Here is a 15,789-nt window from a genome sequence, read left to right on the forward strand (position 1 = left end):
AACAGGAGGGTGTATGAATAAAAGTGATAGTGCTGAAAAGAACAGGCGTAAAATTTATATTACGCTCAGTCTCTTTATCCTGGTCTACTTCTTCTCATGGAAAGCGACACTTGATACTTATTCTTTTTGGCTATCAGAAAAGATAGGCCTTGATGGTGTTGCGATTGGTATTGTTTTTGCCGCAAACGGCTTTTGTGCGGTACTAATCAAACCTGTATATGGGTTTCTTATCGATCGGCTAGGGTTAAGGAAAGATCTGTTATTCTTTATCTCGCTTATTTCGATAACCGTTTTCCCCTTTTTCTTTTATATATACAAACCACTATTGCAGTCTGCGTTGTATGCTGGTATTGCGTTGGGCGGTATATTTTTAAGTATGGGATACTACGCAGGGTGTGCAGCCGCAGAATCATACCTTGATCGCTTCGGCCGTTTGTTTGATCTTGAGTTTGGTCAAATCCGCATGTGGGGCGCAATTGGTTCTGTATTCTCTGCCGCAAGTACAGGCTATATTTTTAATATTAACCCAATGATCAATTTTGGGTTAAGTTCCGCAGGTGCGCTGATAATTCTTATTATTGTTTTTACGATGAAGATCGAAGTCAATGAAGAGGTAAAAAATCGCATCATTGCTAAAGATAAAGCGACAATATACGATATTATAGCATTATTTAGCACACGCAATTTCTGGACGTTTGTTTTATATGTTTGTGGTGTTGTGTGGATTATTTTTGTCGCAGAACAACAATATCCACGTTTCTTTATCACATTTTATGCCAGTAAAGAAATCGGGCATCAAATGTTTGGTTATCTTGGTGCTGCCAGTCTGGGAGTAGAGTTTCTGTTCATGATGATTGCACCTGGCATTGTCAACCGTCTGGGGCCAAAAACCGGCTTGCTGATTACAGGCTTTGTTGTGGCCGCTAGATTTATTGGTTCTGGTTTGGTTACAAGTGCAATAACAATTGGAATTATCAAATTGTCGTGGGGGATAGAAATGTCATTCCTGCTGGTTTCAATTTTCAAATATCTGGAAATTAACTTTGATAAAAAAGTAAATGGTTCAATGTATTTATTAGGCTATCAAAGCGTTAACTATATCGGAACAGTTATCTTGTCGCCGTTGAGTGGTTACTTGTATGAGCGATTAGGTTTTTCACATACATATTTTATGATGGGATGTACAGTATTGTTTTTCACTATTATATCCGCATTTCTTCTTCAAAATAACAAACGAACAGAACCAGTCATTGCGGAGAATGCGCATGCTTGAGCGTAATATGCTTAGAGAAAATATCATTGATAAATTATACGACGTGCTGGATAGTGTCGTGAACAGAACGATTAACAAAGAGCAAAGTTTTGGTGTTGTACTGACGCTGGATGATGATCCCTACGCTAGCGGTAAGTTTGCTTTGGCCCTGAGTTTTCTGATTGAGCGTTTCCCGGCACGCGCTGACCAGTGGTCTGGAGTATGGCATGAGCTGGTTAAAGCACCCAGTGAAAACTGGGGGAAATATTACTTCTTGCAGGCGCTGTGGAAACTGCACTGTTTGGGGTTGCTGAATACTATTTTTAGCGATCAGCAATTGCAAAGGCTTACTGAAAAACTTCGCTGGCAAGAACTGGTGGATGAGGAATCGTGGAAATTAAACCCACCTTTTCCAACTAATTATTATGGTGTCGCATTTAGCATCGCCCGATTGCGCTTTTTACTTGGTTGGGAGACGCAATTTGCATCACAAAAAATCCTCCAGCAACTTGTCGAACATTATCGTACCCATTCGCAACATGGATGTGTGGATGAAACTGAGGGAAAAGGGCGCTTTGACCGTTATAGCATATTGCTGATTGCGGAAATTTGCCAACGGCATATTGATACTGGGTTAGAGATATGCGACTGTCTCAAAGACGCATTGCGACAAGTGTCGACACTGATACTGGCAATGTTGAATGATGAGGGTGTCGGGTTCCTGTGGGGAAGATCAATTGGCGCGTATGGTGATAGTGCATTTAATGAAATTCTGACTATCAGTATGCGACTTGGTTTGTTGGATCGACAAGAATGCGCGGCGGCTAGCAGATTTACGCTTGCCTGTAGCGAACGTTTTTTAAACTTTTGGTATGACTCAAATGAACAGAGTGTGAATCTGTGGTTTTATGGGAGACAAACAGACGCGTATCGGGCTGAGCATAGACTGGTTGGTGAAAATATCAGTTTGTCTTGTCAGCATCTTTGTGTGCAGCGAGCCTGGGCTGATGCCTCCTTTGATGCAACGCCTTTAATGTTACCAGAACAAACGCTTAAATTTACGCCATTTTGCAATGACAAATATACCAGAGGTCTATTCCATTGGTATGACGGCAAGCGGTTATTTGTTTTACCATTAATTAACGGTGATAAACATTATTTTGCCACATCTCCCTATTTCCCGGTTCCCTTTTCTACCGGACTGATTACTGGCGTAGCTCAGGGACATGCGCCGCTTTGGGTGCCTGGATTAGTGGACTCTCGTGGCTGTATACTGCGACCATTAGTGTGGTTTGGTGACTGTGGTTACCAGAAGACGAAGAATGGTTGGGAAATTGAGATTAATTATTCCGCACTTAACGTAGTAATGGAAAATGGGGTTCTGCTATCAGAACCGAAAAAGGATTACTCTTGTCAGTGTCGTACCCGTTATTTTATTGAATCCTCGACTTTGACCAGAGTGGATACATTTTCTTTTTTAAAACATAGCGAGATGTATCTCGAACTACAATGTGCCGTCTTTCCAGAAAAAATGCGTATGATACATTCGGCAGATAGTTTACATATAGATTATGAAAGTAATGGTATTCAATCTCTCGAATTAAATGGATTTGAAGACTATTGTGTGGAAAGAACAGCATTGTGTAGCCCTTATGGCGCATTAGGACAACAGATTACAGGAAGGAGAAATGTTTCTGGTGCTAAAAATGTGACTGTCAGTTGGCAAATACGTTATTGCTAAAAATTAACACCACAATAATATCGTGGATGATAATTATCTATATTAGATTATTAGCCGGAGTGCTTTTTATGTCTATGTCAAAAAAATTCCTGTTCACAGGTGCGGTTATTTTTTTATCTTTTACGCCTTTTGTACATGCAGTTCAGTTTGATGTGCGTGGTGGGTATAATATAGAAAACCACAGTTATGAGTCCCGATTTAAAGTCAGCAATAGCTGGAGCAGTGGTTGGTGGGCCAGTATGGAAACCGATAGCAATAATGGTTCACCTTCATTAGATGATATGACTTCCTCTTATAATGAGATGGAGACTAACTATACCTGGCATATTAATGACCGTTTCGCTCTGGTACCTGGTGGTGTTATTCATTGGAGTAATAGTGGTACGCAGTTACGTCCTTATATTCGACTGAATTACAAAATATCTGAACGCTTTTCAAGTGGTATCCGCTATCGTCTTGATCATCATAATTATGATGTCGTCGATAATACTGGTGATACTATTCACGACAATGAGCACCGTATAGATTTGTTTCTCGGTTATAAAATAAACCAGGACTGGAATTTTATGTGGCAGGGAACGGCATATATGCATCAAGATCCAGATCTGGAATATAATAACGGGAAACGTTGGGCGACAGAAAATGCATTCACTATAAAGTATCGGTGGAATGAATATTTTAGCCCTTATTTCGAATATGATTATCTTGACGAGCAAAGTAACTATAAAGGCGAGAAGGGTAAACCTGACTCGCGTATTCGTGTGGGGGTTACCTTTAATTTATAAATAAAAGCAAGAAATTGCAAAAGTGAAGGATTTTATTTAAATAATACGATAAATTTTCACCGAAATGGCTAAAGTTTAATTTTTAAAACAGGAATTATATGAATAGTCAGTGCGGTTCTGGAAAATTAGCGACACTATTGGAAGTGCTTGAAATTGGTGAGTCGGCGATCGCTTTTAACAGGATGAAAACTATATCTGCCGATTATTATCACTTCCATGAATGTGCGGAAATTCTGTTTGTAACGCAAGGTGTAGGGATCGCCGTTGTGGAACATAAGCAGTACACCGTTAAGCCTGGTCGGTTATTTGTTTTTCCGCCAGGCCGCGTTCATAAAATTTATGTGGAGCATGATTTACACAATCAATATCATCGTACAACCTTACATTTCAGTAGCGCAATGTTGCTGCCATTTTTTCGTGATTTTCCGCGTCAGCAGATACAATTTCGCCAACTTAGCAGTTATGGTGAAGAGGTGAGGATCTTTGATGTTTCAGAAATACAAAACTTTATTGAAGCGCTATTCTTTCGTTTTGAACAGCTGAGTTCAAAAAATGTACTAACAATTAATGATAGTGCTTTTTTACTTCTGCAACTTATCGGTCTTTTGCCTGAACATGATCAGCAACAGGCTTCGCTTTCGGGGATAAATACATTCTCTGCATCAATTATCCGCTGGATTGAGGATCATTTTAAGGAGAATTGTTCACTGGAGATATTGGCTACGGTATCTGGTTGTTCGGAAGGGCATGCTTCCAGGCGTTTTCGCAAGGAGACCGGAGGAACCATTCAGGAATATGTGGTTATGCGAAGGATTCGCCATGCATGCGAATTGCTGGTGCATACTTCTCTTACGGTCAGAGAGGTGGGTTTAGAATCGGGATTTGCAGAATATGCCTGGTTCATAACCAGCTTCAGACGATTGATGGGAAAAACACCGCTTCAGTACCGCAGATCCTACAGTTTAAGGAGATAATGACAACGGTAACTTGTCCAGCTCATAATTGAGCTGGACAAGAATGAATCATTACGCTTTCAGCACGTCCAGCGCAGCAGCATAGTCAGGTTCGTTGGTGATTTCGTTCACCAGCTGGCTGAAAATGACGTTGTCGTTTTCATCAATGACCACCACGGCACGCGCCGCCAGACCTTTCAGCGGGCCTTCAGTGATTTCAACGCCGTAGTCTTTCAGGAAGTCAGGATTACGCAGAGTGGAAAGGGTAATGACGTTGCTCAGACCTTCCGCGCCGCAGAAACGAGACTGGGCGAACGGCAGATCCGCAGAAACGCACAGTACGACGGTGTTGTCGATTTCTGTCGCCAGTTGGTTAAACTTACGTACCGATGCCGCACAAACGCCGGTATCAATACTTGGGAAAATATTCAGCACCTTGCGCTTGCCTGCAAACTGAGCCAGTGTGACGTCAGACAGATCTTTTGCCACGAGGGTAAAAGCCTGTGCTTTGCTACCAGCTTGAGGAATGGTGTTGGCGACGGCGACTGGATTGCCCTGGAAATGAACGGTTTGTGACATGGTTATCTTCCTGTTTACATATAGTTAACGTCGTGGCTAGTTTATGCCATCAGCAGTTAACACGGCAAACGCTATTTGTGTTTAATCCACCGCCACGCATCTGCAACGAGAAAAACGGCGAGAAAAGGAGAACCAATGAGATCTGTTAAGGTGTATGAGGAGGCCTGGCCGCTGCACACGCCCTTTGTGATTGCCCGGGGAAGTCGTACCGAAGCGCATGTTGTGGTCGTGGAACTGGAGGAAGAGGGCGTAAAAGGCGTAGGGGAATGTACGCCTTATCCACGTTATGGCGAAAGCGATGCCTCGGTGCTGGCGCAGATCATGAGTATCGCGCCGCAACTGGAACAGGGGCTGACCCGCGAAGCACTACAAAAATTGCTGCCCGCCGGTGCGGCCAGAAATGCGGTCGATTGCGCGCTGTGGGATCTGAGCGCTCGCCAGCAGCAGCAAACGCTGGCGGAGTTTGTGGCCGTTGAATTGCCCGCTACGCTGACAACAGCACAGACTGTCGTGATCGGTACGCCTGAACAGATGGCGGCCAGCGCGGCGGCACTGTGGGAAAAAGGGGCGAAACTGCTCAAAATTAAGCTGGACGATCGCCTGATCAGCGAACGAATGGTCGCGATTCGCTCAGTCGTGCCTGATGCGACGCTAATTGTGGATGCAAACGAGTCCTGGCGTACAGAGGGGCTGGCGGCGCGATGCCAGCTGCTGGCGGATTTAGGCGTCGCGATGCTGGAACAACCGTTACCTGCGCAGGATGACGCCGCGCTGGAAAATTTTGTTCATCCGCTCCCTATTTGCGCGGATGAAAGTTGCCATACCCGCAGTAGCCTGAAGGCGTTACAGGGGCGCTACGATATGGTCAATATCAAACTGGATAAAACCGGTGGTCTGACGGAAGCGCTGGCGCTGGCCGCCGAAGCCAGAGAACAGGGTTTTGGGCTGATGCTGGGATGCATGCTGTGTACCTCCAGGGCCATTAGCGCAGCGTTGCCGCTGGCCCCACAGGTGCGTTTTGCTGACCTCGATGGCCCCACCTGGCTGGCGGTGGATGTCGAGCCCGCTTTACGGTTTACGACCGGGCAACTTCATCTTTAGGGTGCCAGCGCAGCAGAGTAGACATCGCCATCAGATACTTTTCGCTGGCCTCATCGGATGAGATCGGCGGGAACTCTGCGGTAATACAGTGCAGATTGAGGTCGGCGCACCAGCTTCCAAACGAACCGGGCGTTTCGTAACCTACGCTGGAGACCAGCGGCAGCTCAAATGCCCGGGCCAGCCATTCGCCTAACTCGCTATGTCTGGGATCTTCAATACAGGCAAGAGGATCGTGAAAGGAGACCACCCAGGCAGGATGCACCCGGTGTATCAGTTGACACAGCGCCTGGGTTTCGGGTTCAGATCCCGGATGTTCGCCGGTAAGCAGCACCACATCGCGCTCCTCGGCGCTGCTGTTCCAGCGATAAACCGTCTCACCCGCTTTCCAGTTCGCCGCCGGAAAATTACGGTTCAAATCGACGCCATTGGCATTGGCGCGCAGACCAAGCTGGCAACCGTCCGGGTTCACCGCCAGCACCACATGATGACGGCGGAGTGAAGGATTCAGCGTACGCAGCGCACACGAGAGCGTCACCACCGACGCGTTCTCATCGCCGTGCGTTCCGGCCAGAATCAGGCCGCTTTCGCGATCGGCCGCCGGAGCCGGAAACCAGATCAACGGCGCTCCCAGCAATGAACGCCCATAATGTTCGGTTCCTGGCGGAAATGCGCCGCGCTCGGCACGAGGACGGGTAACGGTCATAAGTGTCTCTGAATGCTGTTGTTATTACTCGCAGTGTTGTGCAAATTGCCCAGATAATCAAATCGTTTTCACGCGTTGCGCGCGCTATGCAATATCCTCCATCTGGCTTCCTGGAAGCGGATGCGTATATCGGGTTAATATCAACTTTCTGTAGGAAGACGTTTGCATTTCCTTCATGCGAAACAAATAATTACGCAGTCATCTAACTTCATCATTTAAGGGCATCTTATGAAGCACTCTGTTTCAGTTACCTGTTGTGCGCTGTTGATTAGCAGCGTCTCCCTGACACACGCTGCGGATGTTCCCGGCGGAACGGTACTGGCAGAGAAGCAAGAACTGGTCCGCCATATTAAAGATGAACCGGCGTCGTTAGATCCGGCAAAAGCGGTTGGGTTGCCGGAGATTCAGGTCATTCGCGATTTGTTTGAAGGTCTGGTGAATCAGAACGAGAAAGGGGAAATCATTCCTGGCGTCGCTACGCGCTGGAAGACCAATGATAACCGGATCTGGACGTTTACCCTGCGCAATAACGCAAAGTGGTCGGATGGCACTCCGGTGACCGCGCAGGATTTTGTCTACAGCTGGCAACGTCTGGTTGATCCGAAAACCCTGTCACCGTTTGCCTGGTTTGCCGCCCTTGCTGGCATTAATAACGCCCAGGCGATTATTGATGGTAAAGCGTCGCCGGATACGCTTGGGGTTAGCGCCGTGGACGCCCGCACGCTAAAAATACAGCTGGATAAACCGCTGCCGTGGTTTGTTAACCTGACTGCCAACTTTGCTTTTTACCCGGTACAGAAAGCCAATGTAGAAAGCGGTAAAGACTGGACGAAGCCCGGAAACCTGATCGGCAATGGCGCCTATGTGTTGAATGATCGCGTGGTCAACGAAAAACTGGTGGTGGTGCCCAATACCCACTACTGGGACAATGCGAAGACGGTGCTGCAAAAAGTGACTTTCCTGCCGATTAATCAGGAGTCGTCAGCGACTAAACGTTATCTGGCTGGCGATATCGATATCACCGAATCTTTCCCGAAAAATCTGTATCAGAAGTTGCTGAAGGATATACCGGGGCAGGTTTACACACCGCCGCAGTTGGGCACCTATTATTATGCGTTTAACACCCAAAAAGGCCCGACGGCGGATTCCCGCGTTCGTCTGGCGCTGAGCATGACGATTGATCGCCGCATCATGGCGGAAAAAGTGTTAGGAACCGGGGAGAAACCGGCCTGGCGTTTCACCCCGGACGTGACGGCAGGCTTTACTCCCGATCCTTCGCCATTTGAACAAATGAGCCAGGAAGAACTCAATGCTCAGGCGAAAACGTTATTGCTTGCGGCTGGCTATGGCCCGCAGAAACCGCTCAAATTGACGCTGTTATATAACACGTCTGAAAATCATCAGAAAATCGCGATTGCGGTCGCCTCGATGTGGAAAAAGAATCTGGGCGTAGAGGTGAAGCTGCAAAACCAGGAATGGAAAACCTATATCGACAGCCGCAACACCGGTAATTTTGATGTTATCCGCGCCTCCTGGGTGGGGGACTACAATGAACCGTCTACTTTCCTGTCATTGTTAACCTCGACCCATACGGGCAATATCTCGCGCTTCAATAACCCGGCCTACGATAAAATCATGACGCAGGCGACAGTAGAAAATACGGCGAAGGCGCGCAATGCGGACTATAATGCGGCAGAGAAAATCCTGATGGAACAGGCGCCGATTGCGCCGATTTACCAGTATACCAACGGACGTTTGATCAAACCGTGGCTGAAAGGTTATCCCATTAATAACCCGGAAGACGTGGCGTATAGCCGGACAATGTATATTGTGAAGCACGACAAATAATATGCGGCAGTGAGCGAAAAGACGCGGAATACCGCGTCTTTTTTAATTTGCGGATTGCGGTGACGCGGCGTTATCCAGATAAAGCGTCTGGCTTGGGAACGCAAAATCTGCGCCGTTCGCCTGAACAATGTCGATAATCTTCAGGTAAACATCCTGCTGAACCGCAAGCCAGGCTTCCCATTCGGTGGTTTTGCTAAAGCAATAGACCATGATATTCAGCGATGATTCGCCGAATTCATTGAAATAGACCAGCAGTGTCTGGTGCTGATCGATATCAGGGTGGTTTTGCAGCATCGTTCTGACCGCATCAACAATAACGCCTGTTTTACTGGCATCCTGATACCGTAACCCGATCACCGTTTTAATACGTCGGTTGGTCATCCTGCCGGGATTCTCCACGCTAATGGCGGAGAAAATAGAATTCGGCACATATAAAGGGCGGTGGTCGAAGGTGTTAATTTTGGTCATTCGCCAGCCGATTTCAGTCACGGTACCTTCAATATTTCTGTCCGGGGAACGAACCCAGTCGCCAATGCTAAAGGGGCGATCAAAATAGAGCATAATCCCCGAGAAAAAGTTGCTCAGAATGTCCTTGCCCGCCATCCCAACAGCGATGCCGCCAATGCCGCCAAAAGTCAGCAACCCGGACAGACTCATGCCGAAGTGTTCGCCATAGAGTAAAACGATGGCGATAATAATAGTGATCTTTATAATGCGAGACAGGATCTTCGCACTGGTGACGTCTCTGCCTTTACCGATCTGTGATTTTTCAAAGCGGTTGATGAGTAAAAACAGTTTTATTGTCAGAATCAGCGCAATCAGAGATGTGCAGATAAAATCGACGGCATTTGGAGAGATGAATTTCAGATCGTAGTTTTCAATAACATTATTGGCGATACTGCCCAGCGTGCCGATGATAAGGGCATAAACGAAGAACTGCACGGCATGAAATATAAATCCTTTTCTTCTTTTCTCGCCACGACGAAACACAATACTCATCAGAAGTAAGGCGGCGCCACTGCCAAAAATTATTGCCAGATTAAACGCGTTTTTGAAAAAAAATTCTGCAATCATTTTGGTCTGTCACTACCCCGTATGGTTGATATAACGCTAAAAGATTCTGAGGTGCAGATATTTTATCCGCTTCGAATGCGCTGGTCATTGATCAAAAAGAATAAGACGTAGCGCATTTTCAGACAGGGACGCGCGATGTGAATATTATGTCACGACTTGTGTGGCAGACAACGGGGGATTGTCATGGTATTGTTACGCGCAAGTAACAGGGCTTTCATCTGCAAAAGGACGATACCATGATCATGACAAAGCTGAAGACAGCAAAGGGGAAGAAATTTCTGTTGGGCCTGCTGGCGGTGTTTATTATTGCGGCATCAGTGGTTACGCGGGCGACTATCGGCGGCGTGATCGAACAGTATGATATTCCGTTGTCCGAGTGGACAACCTCGATGTATTTCATCCAGTCATCAATGATTTGCGTCTACAGTCTGGTTTTCACTATTCTGCTGGCCATTCCGCTGGGGATCTATTTCCTCGGTGGTGAGGACAAACAGTAACGTGAGTGAGCGGCTTCGCCGGGTAGGCATAAGCGCTACCCGGCACGAAAATAGGCTTAATCGTCTTCTTCGTCGTCCAGTTCGACCGGTGTCTGATACTGATCGGGTTTAATGACGAGCAGATCGCAGCGCAAATGGTCGATAACCTGTTCCGCCGTATTGCCCAGGAAGGCCGCAGATATCCCGGTACGACCAACCGTACCCAGTACAACGATACCCGCCTGTAGATGCTCGGCTAAATCCGGGATAACCTCTTCAGGCAACCCTTTTTCAACATGCGTCACTTTCTCATCAATGCTGAATTTCTGACGTAGCGCCTTCATCGCCAGCAAATGCTGACCGCGAATCGCGTCGTTGTAAACGCTCGGATCAAATTCAGGCAGTTCGATTGCGATATTGATGGGCGTCACGGGGTAGGCGCCAACCAGATGGACTTCGGTATGGTTCACCTGTTCTGCAAGTTGCAGCGTTTCTTTGACCAGCTTTTCATTCAGCGCATTGTGATAAGGTTCTTCGCTCGCCAGGTTCACGGCCACCAGCGCTTTACCGCCTTCAGGCCACGGTTGGTCCTTGACCATCCATACCGGGCTTGGGCATTTACGCAACAAATGCCAGTCAGTCGGCGTAAAGATTACCGCTTCCAGGCGGTCATGCTGGTGCGCCATTTTGAGCACCAGATCGTGATCGTCGCTGATCACTTCCTGGATAATGGCTTCAAAGGGACGGTTGTGCCAGACCACTTTTATCTCAACGGGAACACCTGCTTCGATGTAGTATTTCGCTTGTTCGCGTATCCAGGCTGTTCGCTGGCTGATGACGCCCTGACGCATCGCGGTACGCTCATCAGGCGAGAGCAGGGTGGTCATTTCATAGGAAAAATCATAGATCGGCAAAAAGGCTTTAATTTTGCCACCAATCCGTTGATGCAAATAAACAGCGCGTCGTAATGCGGGTTGATCGTCCTGGTTTGGGTCGATGACCACCAGCATATTTTGATACATAGCCATACAGGGTCTCCTTACAACTGTCACCGCAGTTTGTAATTAAAAGAGTAACCCATATATGTTGAATGAAACAGGGGGGAACCTTCTGCCAGATCAATAAATCAGGAAAATTTGCTGTTCTATAGGGCAGTGTATTGAATGTAAACAATTTCTATCAGTAAAATCAGACTTCCGGGGCATACCTGGGGTAAATAGCGGCTTAGTAGAGTCTGTAATTAAATCTGTTTGATTCATGAATGCCGCCATAGCGGCATTCTTATCGTTAGTGGGAACCAAGACGGATCAGTTCAACGGGTTCGAACTGGCCTTCACAGCCTTCCACTTCGACGGTTTTGTTGCGGCGTAACTGGGCTGGAGTTAACCCGTTAGAATGTATGGCAACGATTTTACCCGTTCTGCCCGTCCCATTAATCATAACCCGACTGCCATTAGTAATAGGATTATGGTTACGATCATAAGTGATCATGGTTATTTCTCCTCTTAATATCTGGGTATCAAAAAATCCGCTTAACAATCCGGGCCGCAGTCCAGAAGCGAACGTAATATAAATACACCTTTGCCATAATCTTTTTTTGTTTTTGATCAAGGTCACACTTTTTCTATACTCACTAAACCGCTGACGACGGGGTTTACGCACGATGCAGGACCCTGGTGCGGCTGACTGTTATTTTTTTCCTGAAGCTGAAAACATAACTACAGTACCTTTAACCGTAGTTTTAACATCCTCGAAGTACTCGGACAGTATTTGCGTTAAGCCCGCCTCTGAATCTCCGGTATTTGAGAAAATGCCTTTCCGGTTGTAAATGCGCATCAGTTTTTGACCGAAAATATTGTGCTTAACGCCATCACCAAGAATGGTAGCGCCGTAAAGAGTGCCATTGTCGGTTAAAGCCTGCGCGGCATTCTGTATTACACATCCTTTTGCAGACATATCTCCAGGCAGGCAGTGAAGAAGGTAAAACATGGAGATGGAGTCAAATTGATTATGCAAGGTTTTTGGGTAAGGCTCGAAAACATCATGGGTAATTTTGCTCTGAATTTTCGTTTCTCCAGCCCTTGTTGATGCTGTGCTCAAGCTTGCTTCGTTCAAATCCATTAGCGATATTAAACGGCTTTCAGGAGCGTGAGTGAGGTAATATCCGGTTCCTACACCAATATCCAGATGTTTTTTCCCTAAATGTCGGAGGAAGTGTGGAAGAAGGTATTCCTTAGTGGGGCACCCCCATGCAAGCCGATTTGATACCCTTAAGACCCACCAGTCATAAAGTTTTAGTGTGAGGGGGGTGTAAACTTTAGATCCGTTATCTGTGTTTCTATTCATTAATTCCACCTGTTTATAGTTTTCGGGGGGAATTAAATCAATAATCATTATAAATGACAAGGGGTTAGAGTTGCCGCAGTTGCGTCGTATGCAAGAACGCAACTGCGGCCAGCTGGCGATCGTTCGATAGTGCGAATATAGAACGGTTGCCAGCCGCTGCGGATTGTACTTTTCCGGCATGATGAATCAATGTGGTTAATCCGAAAACGGCCAGGCGGGGCGTAAACCATGCCAGTGGTGTCCAACTGGAGTAATGGCTACGTATTTGAGATTTCTTTAGCTTATTGACGTGGTGTGATTCCTTCTGTCAAACCAATAAATCAGGAAAATTTAATGATTTAACAGAAGGATAACTGACTTACTTGCGGAAAGATTAAGCAACGTTGCGAGTATGACCAGCAAGCACTGCGAGCGCATCGCTGTTTTCGATGGTGATGTATTTACCTTTCACCGCCAGCATGCCGCTTTTCTGGAAACGACCCAGCAGACGGCTGATCGTTTCGACCGTTAAGCCAAGGTAGTTACCGATATCGCCACGGGTCATCGTCAGGCGGAATTCACGCGGAGAGAAACCGCGCTGGGCAAAACGACGGGACAGATTGTAGATAAAGGCAGCCAGACGTTCTTCCGCATTTTTCTTCGACAGCAACAGGATCATATCCTGATCGCCTTTGATCTCGCCGCTCATCAGACGCATCATCTGTTGACGTAGGTTAGGCATCTTACCGGAGAGATCGTCCAGAGTCTCAAACGGGATTTCACATACCATTGAGGTTTCCAGCGCCTGGGCAAAGCTCGGGTGGTGCCCGCTGCCAATCGCGTCAAAGCCGACCAGGTCGCCTGCTAAATGAAAACCAGTGATTTGCTCGTCGCCCTGCTCGGTAATGGTGTAGCTTTTAATCGTACCGGAGCGGATAGCATAGAGCGATTTCAGTTCATCACCTGCTTTAAACAGCGTTTGCCCTTTCTGAATAGGCTTTTTACGCTCGATGATATTATCAAGCTGATCAAGCTCATGTTCGTTAAGTGTGAACGGGATGCAAAGCTGGCTGATACTGCAATCCTGGCAATGGATAGCACAACCGCCAGACTGAATGCGCCGTATAATTCGCTTTTCCGGGATCATAGGTCTGCTCAAGCCGTAATTGATATTTGTCAATTTTAACATCTTTTTGGTGAGCACGTAAGCCTGAGCTACCCCCAATAGAGGATAATTCAGGCATAAGCAGGAGAAATATTTATATCCCTTTGAAAATCCATGCTTTATAAGTGGTTACTTTGCATCAAAGTGTGACGGGTAAGGCACAAAATGCCTGGTTTCTACAGCAGCAGATACCCTTCATGGCGTAATAACCACTCTTTTCTTTGCACGCCGCCAGCATATCCCGTCATTGTCCCGTTGCGCCCGATTACGCGATGGCAGGGTACAACGATACTGACCGGGTTAGATCCGTTAGCGGCGCCTACGGCGCGAGCGGCTCCCGGACGGCCTAATTTTTCGGCAAGTTGACCATAATGCATAACCTGACCGCAGGGGATGGTGCGCAGCGCCTGCCACACTTCCCGCTGAAAAGGCGTTCCCCCAGTGGCGGTCTCCAGCGTATCAATGATGCTGAGATTTCCCTCAAAATACGCGGTGAGCTTATCGCTCAGGCCACCCGGATTTTTGGCGGCGATGCGCTCGTATCCCTCTGAACGATAATGTATGTCCAGTAGCTGTTCCATACGGTCGCTGTGTTGCTCCCATTCGACGGCGCGCAGGCGGAATTGCTCATCGCAAATCACCCATAACGGCCCCAGCGGGGTCGCTATATTGTCTTCAAGTAATCTCAGCATCCGTTATCTCTCATTGCAGGCGGGATAATTCCCGGACTTATCAGCAGTTCAACAAGATACCATGCGACCAATATCCGCAACCATACCCCTAAAAAGATAAGCGGGCATAATACGTTTAGCGTCATTGTTTGTTGAAAAAGCGAACAAATAAAGATGCTGAAAAAATGAAGCACGGCAGGAGAATAAAAAACAGGGACTGTCGACATCCGCCAGCCCCTAAAATCTACACAGCAGTGCTTCCTTAACCTTTTCCCGGCCTGGTTTTCCCTCAGCGGGTAATAAAGTTATAACGGCTATAAAAGAGATATTCCACTTTCAGGGCATAATTGATTTTACAAAAGCCCCGCTGAAATTGTCGGTTAACGCAGGATAAAACGTGGCTTTACCGGGGATGAAATAGTGAGATGCGCATAGCCAGATAATTGAGCCAGTGTCGTTTATTGGAAATAACTGTAAACCGTTGTCGGTATAATAGCGCGCGGTTATGATAGTGCCTGTCTTAACGCGCTGGAGGAGGAATCATGAACCTTGACGACAAAACGCTGTTTCTTGACGCCATGGAGGATGTCCAACCGTTGAAACGTTGCGCTGATGTACACTGGCAGCCCACACGCAATTCACGGGCGCCGCAGCGTATCGATACGCTCCAGCTCGATAATTTTCTTACCACCGGGTTTCTGGATATTCTTCCTTTGGGCGAACCGCTGGAATTTCGCCGGGAAGGGTTGCAGCAGGGCGTGCTCGACAAACTGCGTTCGGGAAAATACAGCCAGCAGGCGAGTCTCAATTTGCTTCGTCAGCCGGTTGAGGAATGTCGCAAGATGCTGTTTAGCTTCATCTGCCAGGCGCGTCAGGATGGTTTACGCAACGTGCTGATCATTCATGGCAAAGGGCGGGAAGATAACGCGCATGCCAATATTGTGCGCAGTTATGTGGCGCGTTGGCTGACGGAATTTGACGACGTTCAGGCTTACTGTACGGCGCTGCCTCATCATGGCGGCAGCGGAGCGTGTTATGTTGCGTTGCGTAAAACGGCGCAGGCAAAGCAGGAAAACTGGGAGCGTCACGCGAAACGCAGCCGTTAAGGGTGTTCAC

Annotated in this window: 16 protein-coding genes; 8 read left to right on the top strand and 8 right to left on the bottom strand. The window is 47.2% G+C overall.

Features of this window, described 5'->3' with window-relative positions:
- Window positions 1–13: 13 nt before the first annotated feature.
- The 4 genes from OGW17_RS08455 (at window position 14) to OGW17_RS08470 (ending at window position 4,752) form a co-directional block, all read left to right on the top strand.
- Window positions 14–1,273: an oligosaccharide MFS transporter gene (locus tag OGW17_RS08455; protein WP_071258370.1), complete on the top strand. Its 1,260-nt coding sequence runs from the start codon at window positions 14–16 to the stop codon at window positions 1,271–1,273.
- Window positions 1,266–2,993 (top strand): hypothetical protein, encoded by a 1,728-nt coding sequence (locus OGW17_RS08460; RefSeq protein ID WP_071258369.1) that lies wholly within the window; start codon window positions 1,266–1,268, stop codon window positions 2,991–2,993. The genes OGW17_RS08455 and OGW17_RS08460 overlap by 8 nt, the downstream gene beginning before the upstream one ends.
- A 68-nt stretch (window positions 2,994–3,061) precedes the next feature.
- On the top strand, window positions 3,062–3,778 hold the full coding sequence (locus OGW17_RS08465) for an oligogalacturonate-specific porin KdgM family protein (protein WP_225622030.1): 717 nt from the start codon (window positions 3,062–3,064) through the stop codon (window positions 3,776–3,778).
- A gap of 98 nt (window positions 3,779–3,876) precedes the next feature.
- Complete coding sequence (locus OGW17_RS08470; RefSeq protein WP_012132275.1) at window positions 3,877–4,752, top strand: AraC family transcriptional regulator; 876 nt, start codon at window positions 3,877–3,879, stop codon at window positions 4,750–4,752.
- A 51-nt stretch (window positions 4,753–4,803) separates the two neighbouring features.
- Here OGW17_RS08470 and tpx read toward each other — a convergent pair whose 3' ends face one another.
- Window positions 4,804–5,310 carry a thiol peroxidase gene (gene tpx / locus OGW17_RS08475; RefSeq protein ID WP_012132276.1) on the bottom strand — a complete coding sequence of 169 codons (507 nt, stop codon included), beginning with the start codon at window positions 5,308–5,310 and terminating at the stop codon, window positions 4,804–4,806.
- A gap of 135 nt (window positions 5,311–5,445) precedes the next feature.
- Between tpx and ycjG the strand changes: the two genes are divergently transcribed.
- On the top strand, window positions 5,446–6,411 hold the full coding sequence (gene ycjG / locus OGW17_RS08480) for an L-Ala-D/L-Glu epimerase (RefSeq protein ID WP_012132278.1): 966 nt from the start codon (window positions 5,446–5,448) through the stop codon (window positions 6,409–6,411).
- On the opposite strand, the gene mpaA is transcribed toward ycjG, so the two are convergent.
- Window positions 6,386–7,114 carry a murein tripeptide amidase MpaA gene (mpaA, locus tag OGW17_RS08485; RefSeq protein WP_012132279.1) on the bottom strand — a complete coding sequence of 243 codons (729 nt, stop codon included), beginning with the start codon at window positions 7,112–7,114 and terminating at the stop codon, window positions 6,386–6,388. The genes ycjG and mpaA overlap by 26 nt on opposite strands.
- A gap of 228 nt (window positions 7,115–7,342) precedes the next feature.
- Here mpaA and OGW17_RS08490 point away from each other — a divergent pair, with 228 nt between their 5' ends.
- Window positions 7,343–8,962, top strand: a complete 1,620-nt coding sequence (locus OGW17_RS08490) for a peptide ABC transporter substrate-binding protein (RefSeq protein WP_012132280.1) — start codon at window positions 7,343–7,345, stop codon at window positions 8,960–8,962.
- Window positions 8,963–9,004: 42 nt separating this feature from the next.
- Here the strand turns inward: OGW17_RS08490 and OGW17_RS08495 are convergent, their stop codons facing one another.
- Window positions 9,005–10,036, bottom strand: a complete 1,032-nt coding sequence (locus OGW17_RS08495; RefSeq protein ID WP_012132281.1) for a mechanosensitive ion channel family protein — start codon at window positions 10,034–10,036, stop codon at window positions 9,005–9,007.
- 236 nt (window positions 10,037–10,272) lie between these two features.
- Here OGW17_RS08495 and OGW17_RS08500 point away from each other — a divergent pair, with 236 nt between their 5' ends.
- On the top strand, window positions 10,273–10,533 hold the full coding sequence (locus tag OGW17_RS08500) for a DUF2534 family protein (RefSeq protein WP_012132282.1): 261 nt from the start codon (window positions 10,273–10,275) through the stop codon (window positions 10,531–10,533).
- A gap of 56 nt (window positions 10,534–10,589) precedes the next feature.
- Here OGW17_RS08500 and uspE read toward each other — a convergent pair whose 3' ends face one another.
- The 5 genes from uspE to ogt form a co-directional block, all read right to left on the bottom strand.
- On the bottom strand, window positions 10,590–11,540 hold the full coding sequence (gene uspE, locus OGW17_RS08505) for a universal stress protein UspE (RefSeq protein WP_012132283.1): 951 nt from the start codon (window positions 11,538–11,540) through the stop codon (window positions 10,590–10,592).
- Between the two features lie 259 nt (window positions 11,541–11,799).
- Window positions 11,800–12,003, bottom strand: coding sequence for a putative selenium delivery protein YdfZ (gene ydfZ / locus OGW17_RS08510; RefSeq protein WP_024130312.1), 204 nt, complete (start codon window positions 12,001–12,003; stop codon window positions 11,800–11,802).
- Window positions 12,004–12,201: 198 nt separating this feature from the next.
- Entirely contained in the window at window positions 12,202–12,906 is a 705-nt protein-coding gene (locus OGW17_RS08515) for a class I SAM-dependent methyltransferase (protein ID WP_225622033.1), read from the bottom strand.
- Between the two features lie 325 nt (window positions 12,907–13,231).
- Window positions 13,232–13,984: a fumarate/nitrate reduction transcriptional regulator Fnr gene (gene fnr / locus OGW17_RS08520; RefSeq protein ID WP_003020397.1), complete on the bottom strand. Its 753-nt coding sequence runs from the start codon at window positions 13,982–13,984 to the stop codon at window positions 13,232–13,234.
- A 194-nt stretch (window positions 13,985–14,178) separates the two neighbouring features.
- Complete coding sequence (gene ogt / locus OGW17_RS08525; protein WP_012132287.1) at window positions 14,179–14,694, bottom strand: methylated-DNA--[protein]-cysteine S-methyltransferase; 516 nt, start codon at window positions 14,692–14,694, stop codon at window positions 14,179–14,181.
- Between the two features lie 521 nt (window positions 14,695–15,215).
- Between ogt and smrA the strand changes: the two genes are divergently transcribed.
- Window positions 15,216–15,779: a DNA endonuclease SmrA gene (gene smrA, locus OGW17_RS08530; RefSeq protein ID WP_012132289.1), complete on the top strand. Its 564-nt coding sequence runs from the start codon at window positions 15,216–15,218 to the stop codon at window positions 15,777–15,779.
- Window positions 15,780–15,789 lie beyond the last annotated feature (10 nt).

This window comes from Citrobacter sp. CK181 (assembly GCF_030333595.1).
GTDB classification, from domain to species: Bacteria; Pseudomonadota; Gammaproteobacteria; order Enterobacterales; family Enterobacteriaceae; genus Citrobacter_B; species Citrobacter_B koseri.

Bases quoted from the DNA above. Each gene is read 5' to 3' on its own strand.
- ycjG (WP_012132278.1), top strand. From the start codon at position 5,446: ATGAGATCTGTTAAGGTGTATGAGGAGGCCTGGCCGCTGCACACGCCC.
- OGW17_RS08470 (WP_012132275.1), top strand. From the start codon at position 3,877: ATGAATAGTCAGTGCGGTTCTGGAAAATTAGCGACACTATTGGAAGTG.
- OGW17_RS08460 (WP_071258369.1), top strand. From the start codon at position 1,266: ATGCTTGAGCGTAATATGCTTAGAGAAAATATCATTGATAAATTATAC.
- OGW17_RS08500 (WP_012132282.1), top strand. From the start codon at position 10,273: ATGATCATGACAAAGCTGAAGACAGCAAAGGGGAAGAAATTTCTGTTG.
- smrA (WP_012132289.1), top strand. From the start codon at position 15,216: ATGAACCTTGACGACAAAACGCTGTTTCTTGACGCCATGGAGGATGTC.
- OGW17_RS08515 (WP_225622033.1), bottom strand. From the start codon at position 12,906: ATGATTATTGATTTAATTCCCCCCGAAAACTATAAACAGGTGGAATTA.
- tpx (WP_012132276.1), bottom strand. From the start codon at position 5,310: ATGTCACAAACCGTTCATTTCCAGGGCAATCCAGTCGCCGTCGCCAAC.
- uspE (WP_012132283.1), bottom strand. From the start codon at position 11,540: ATGGCTATGTATCAAAATATGCTGGTGGTCATCGACCCAAACCAGGAC.
- OGW17_RS08490 (WP_012132280.1), top strand. From the start codon at position 7,343: ATGAAGCACTCTGTTTCAGTTACCTGTTGTGCGCTGTTGATTAGCAGC.
- mpaA (WP_012132279.1), bottom strand. From the start codon at position 7,114: ATGACCGTTACCCGTCCTCGTGCCGAGCGCGGCGCATTTCCGCCAGGA.
- OGW17_RS08455 (WP_071258370.1), top strand. From the start codon at position 14: ATGAATAAAAGTGATAGTGCTGAAAAGAACAGGCGTAAAATTTATATT.
- ydfZ (WP_024130312.1), bottom strand. From the start codon at position 12,003: ATGATCACTTATGATCGTAACCATAATCCTATTACTAATGGCAGTCGG.
- fnr (WP_003020397.1), bottom strand. From the start codon at position 13,984: ATGATCCCGGAAAAGCGAATTATACGGCGCATTCAGTCTGGCGGTTGT.
- OGW17_RS08495 (WP_012132281.1), bottom strand. From the start codon at position 10,036: ATGATTGCAGAATTTTTTTTCAAAAACGCGTTTAATCTGGCAATAATT.
- ogt (WP_012132287.1), bottom strand. From the start codon at position 14,694: ATGCTGAGATTACTTGAAGACAATATAGCGACCCCGCTGGGGCCGTTA.
- OGW17_RS08465 (WP_225622030.1), top strand. From the start codon at position 3,062: ATGTCTATGTCAAAAAAATTCCTGTTCACAGGTGCGGTTATTTTTTTA.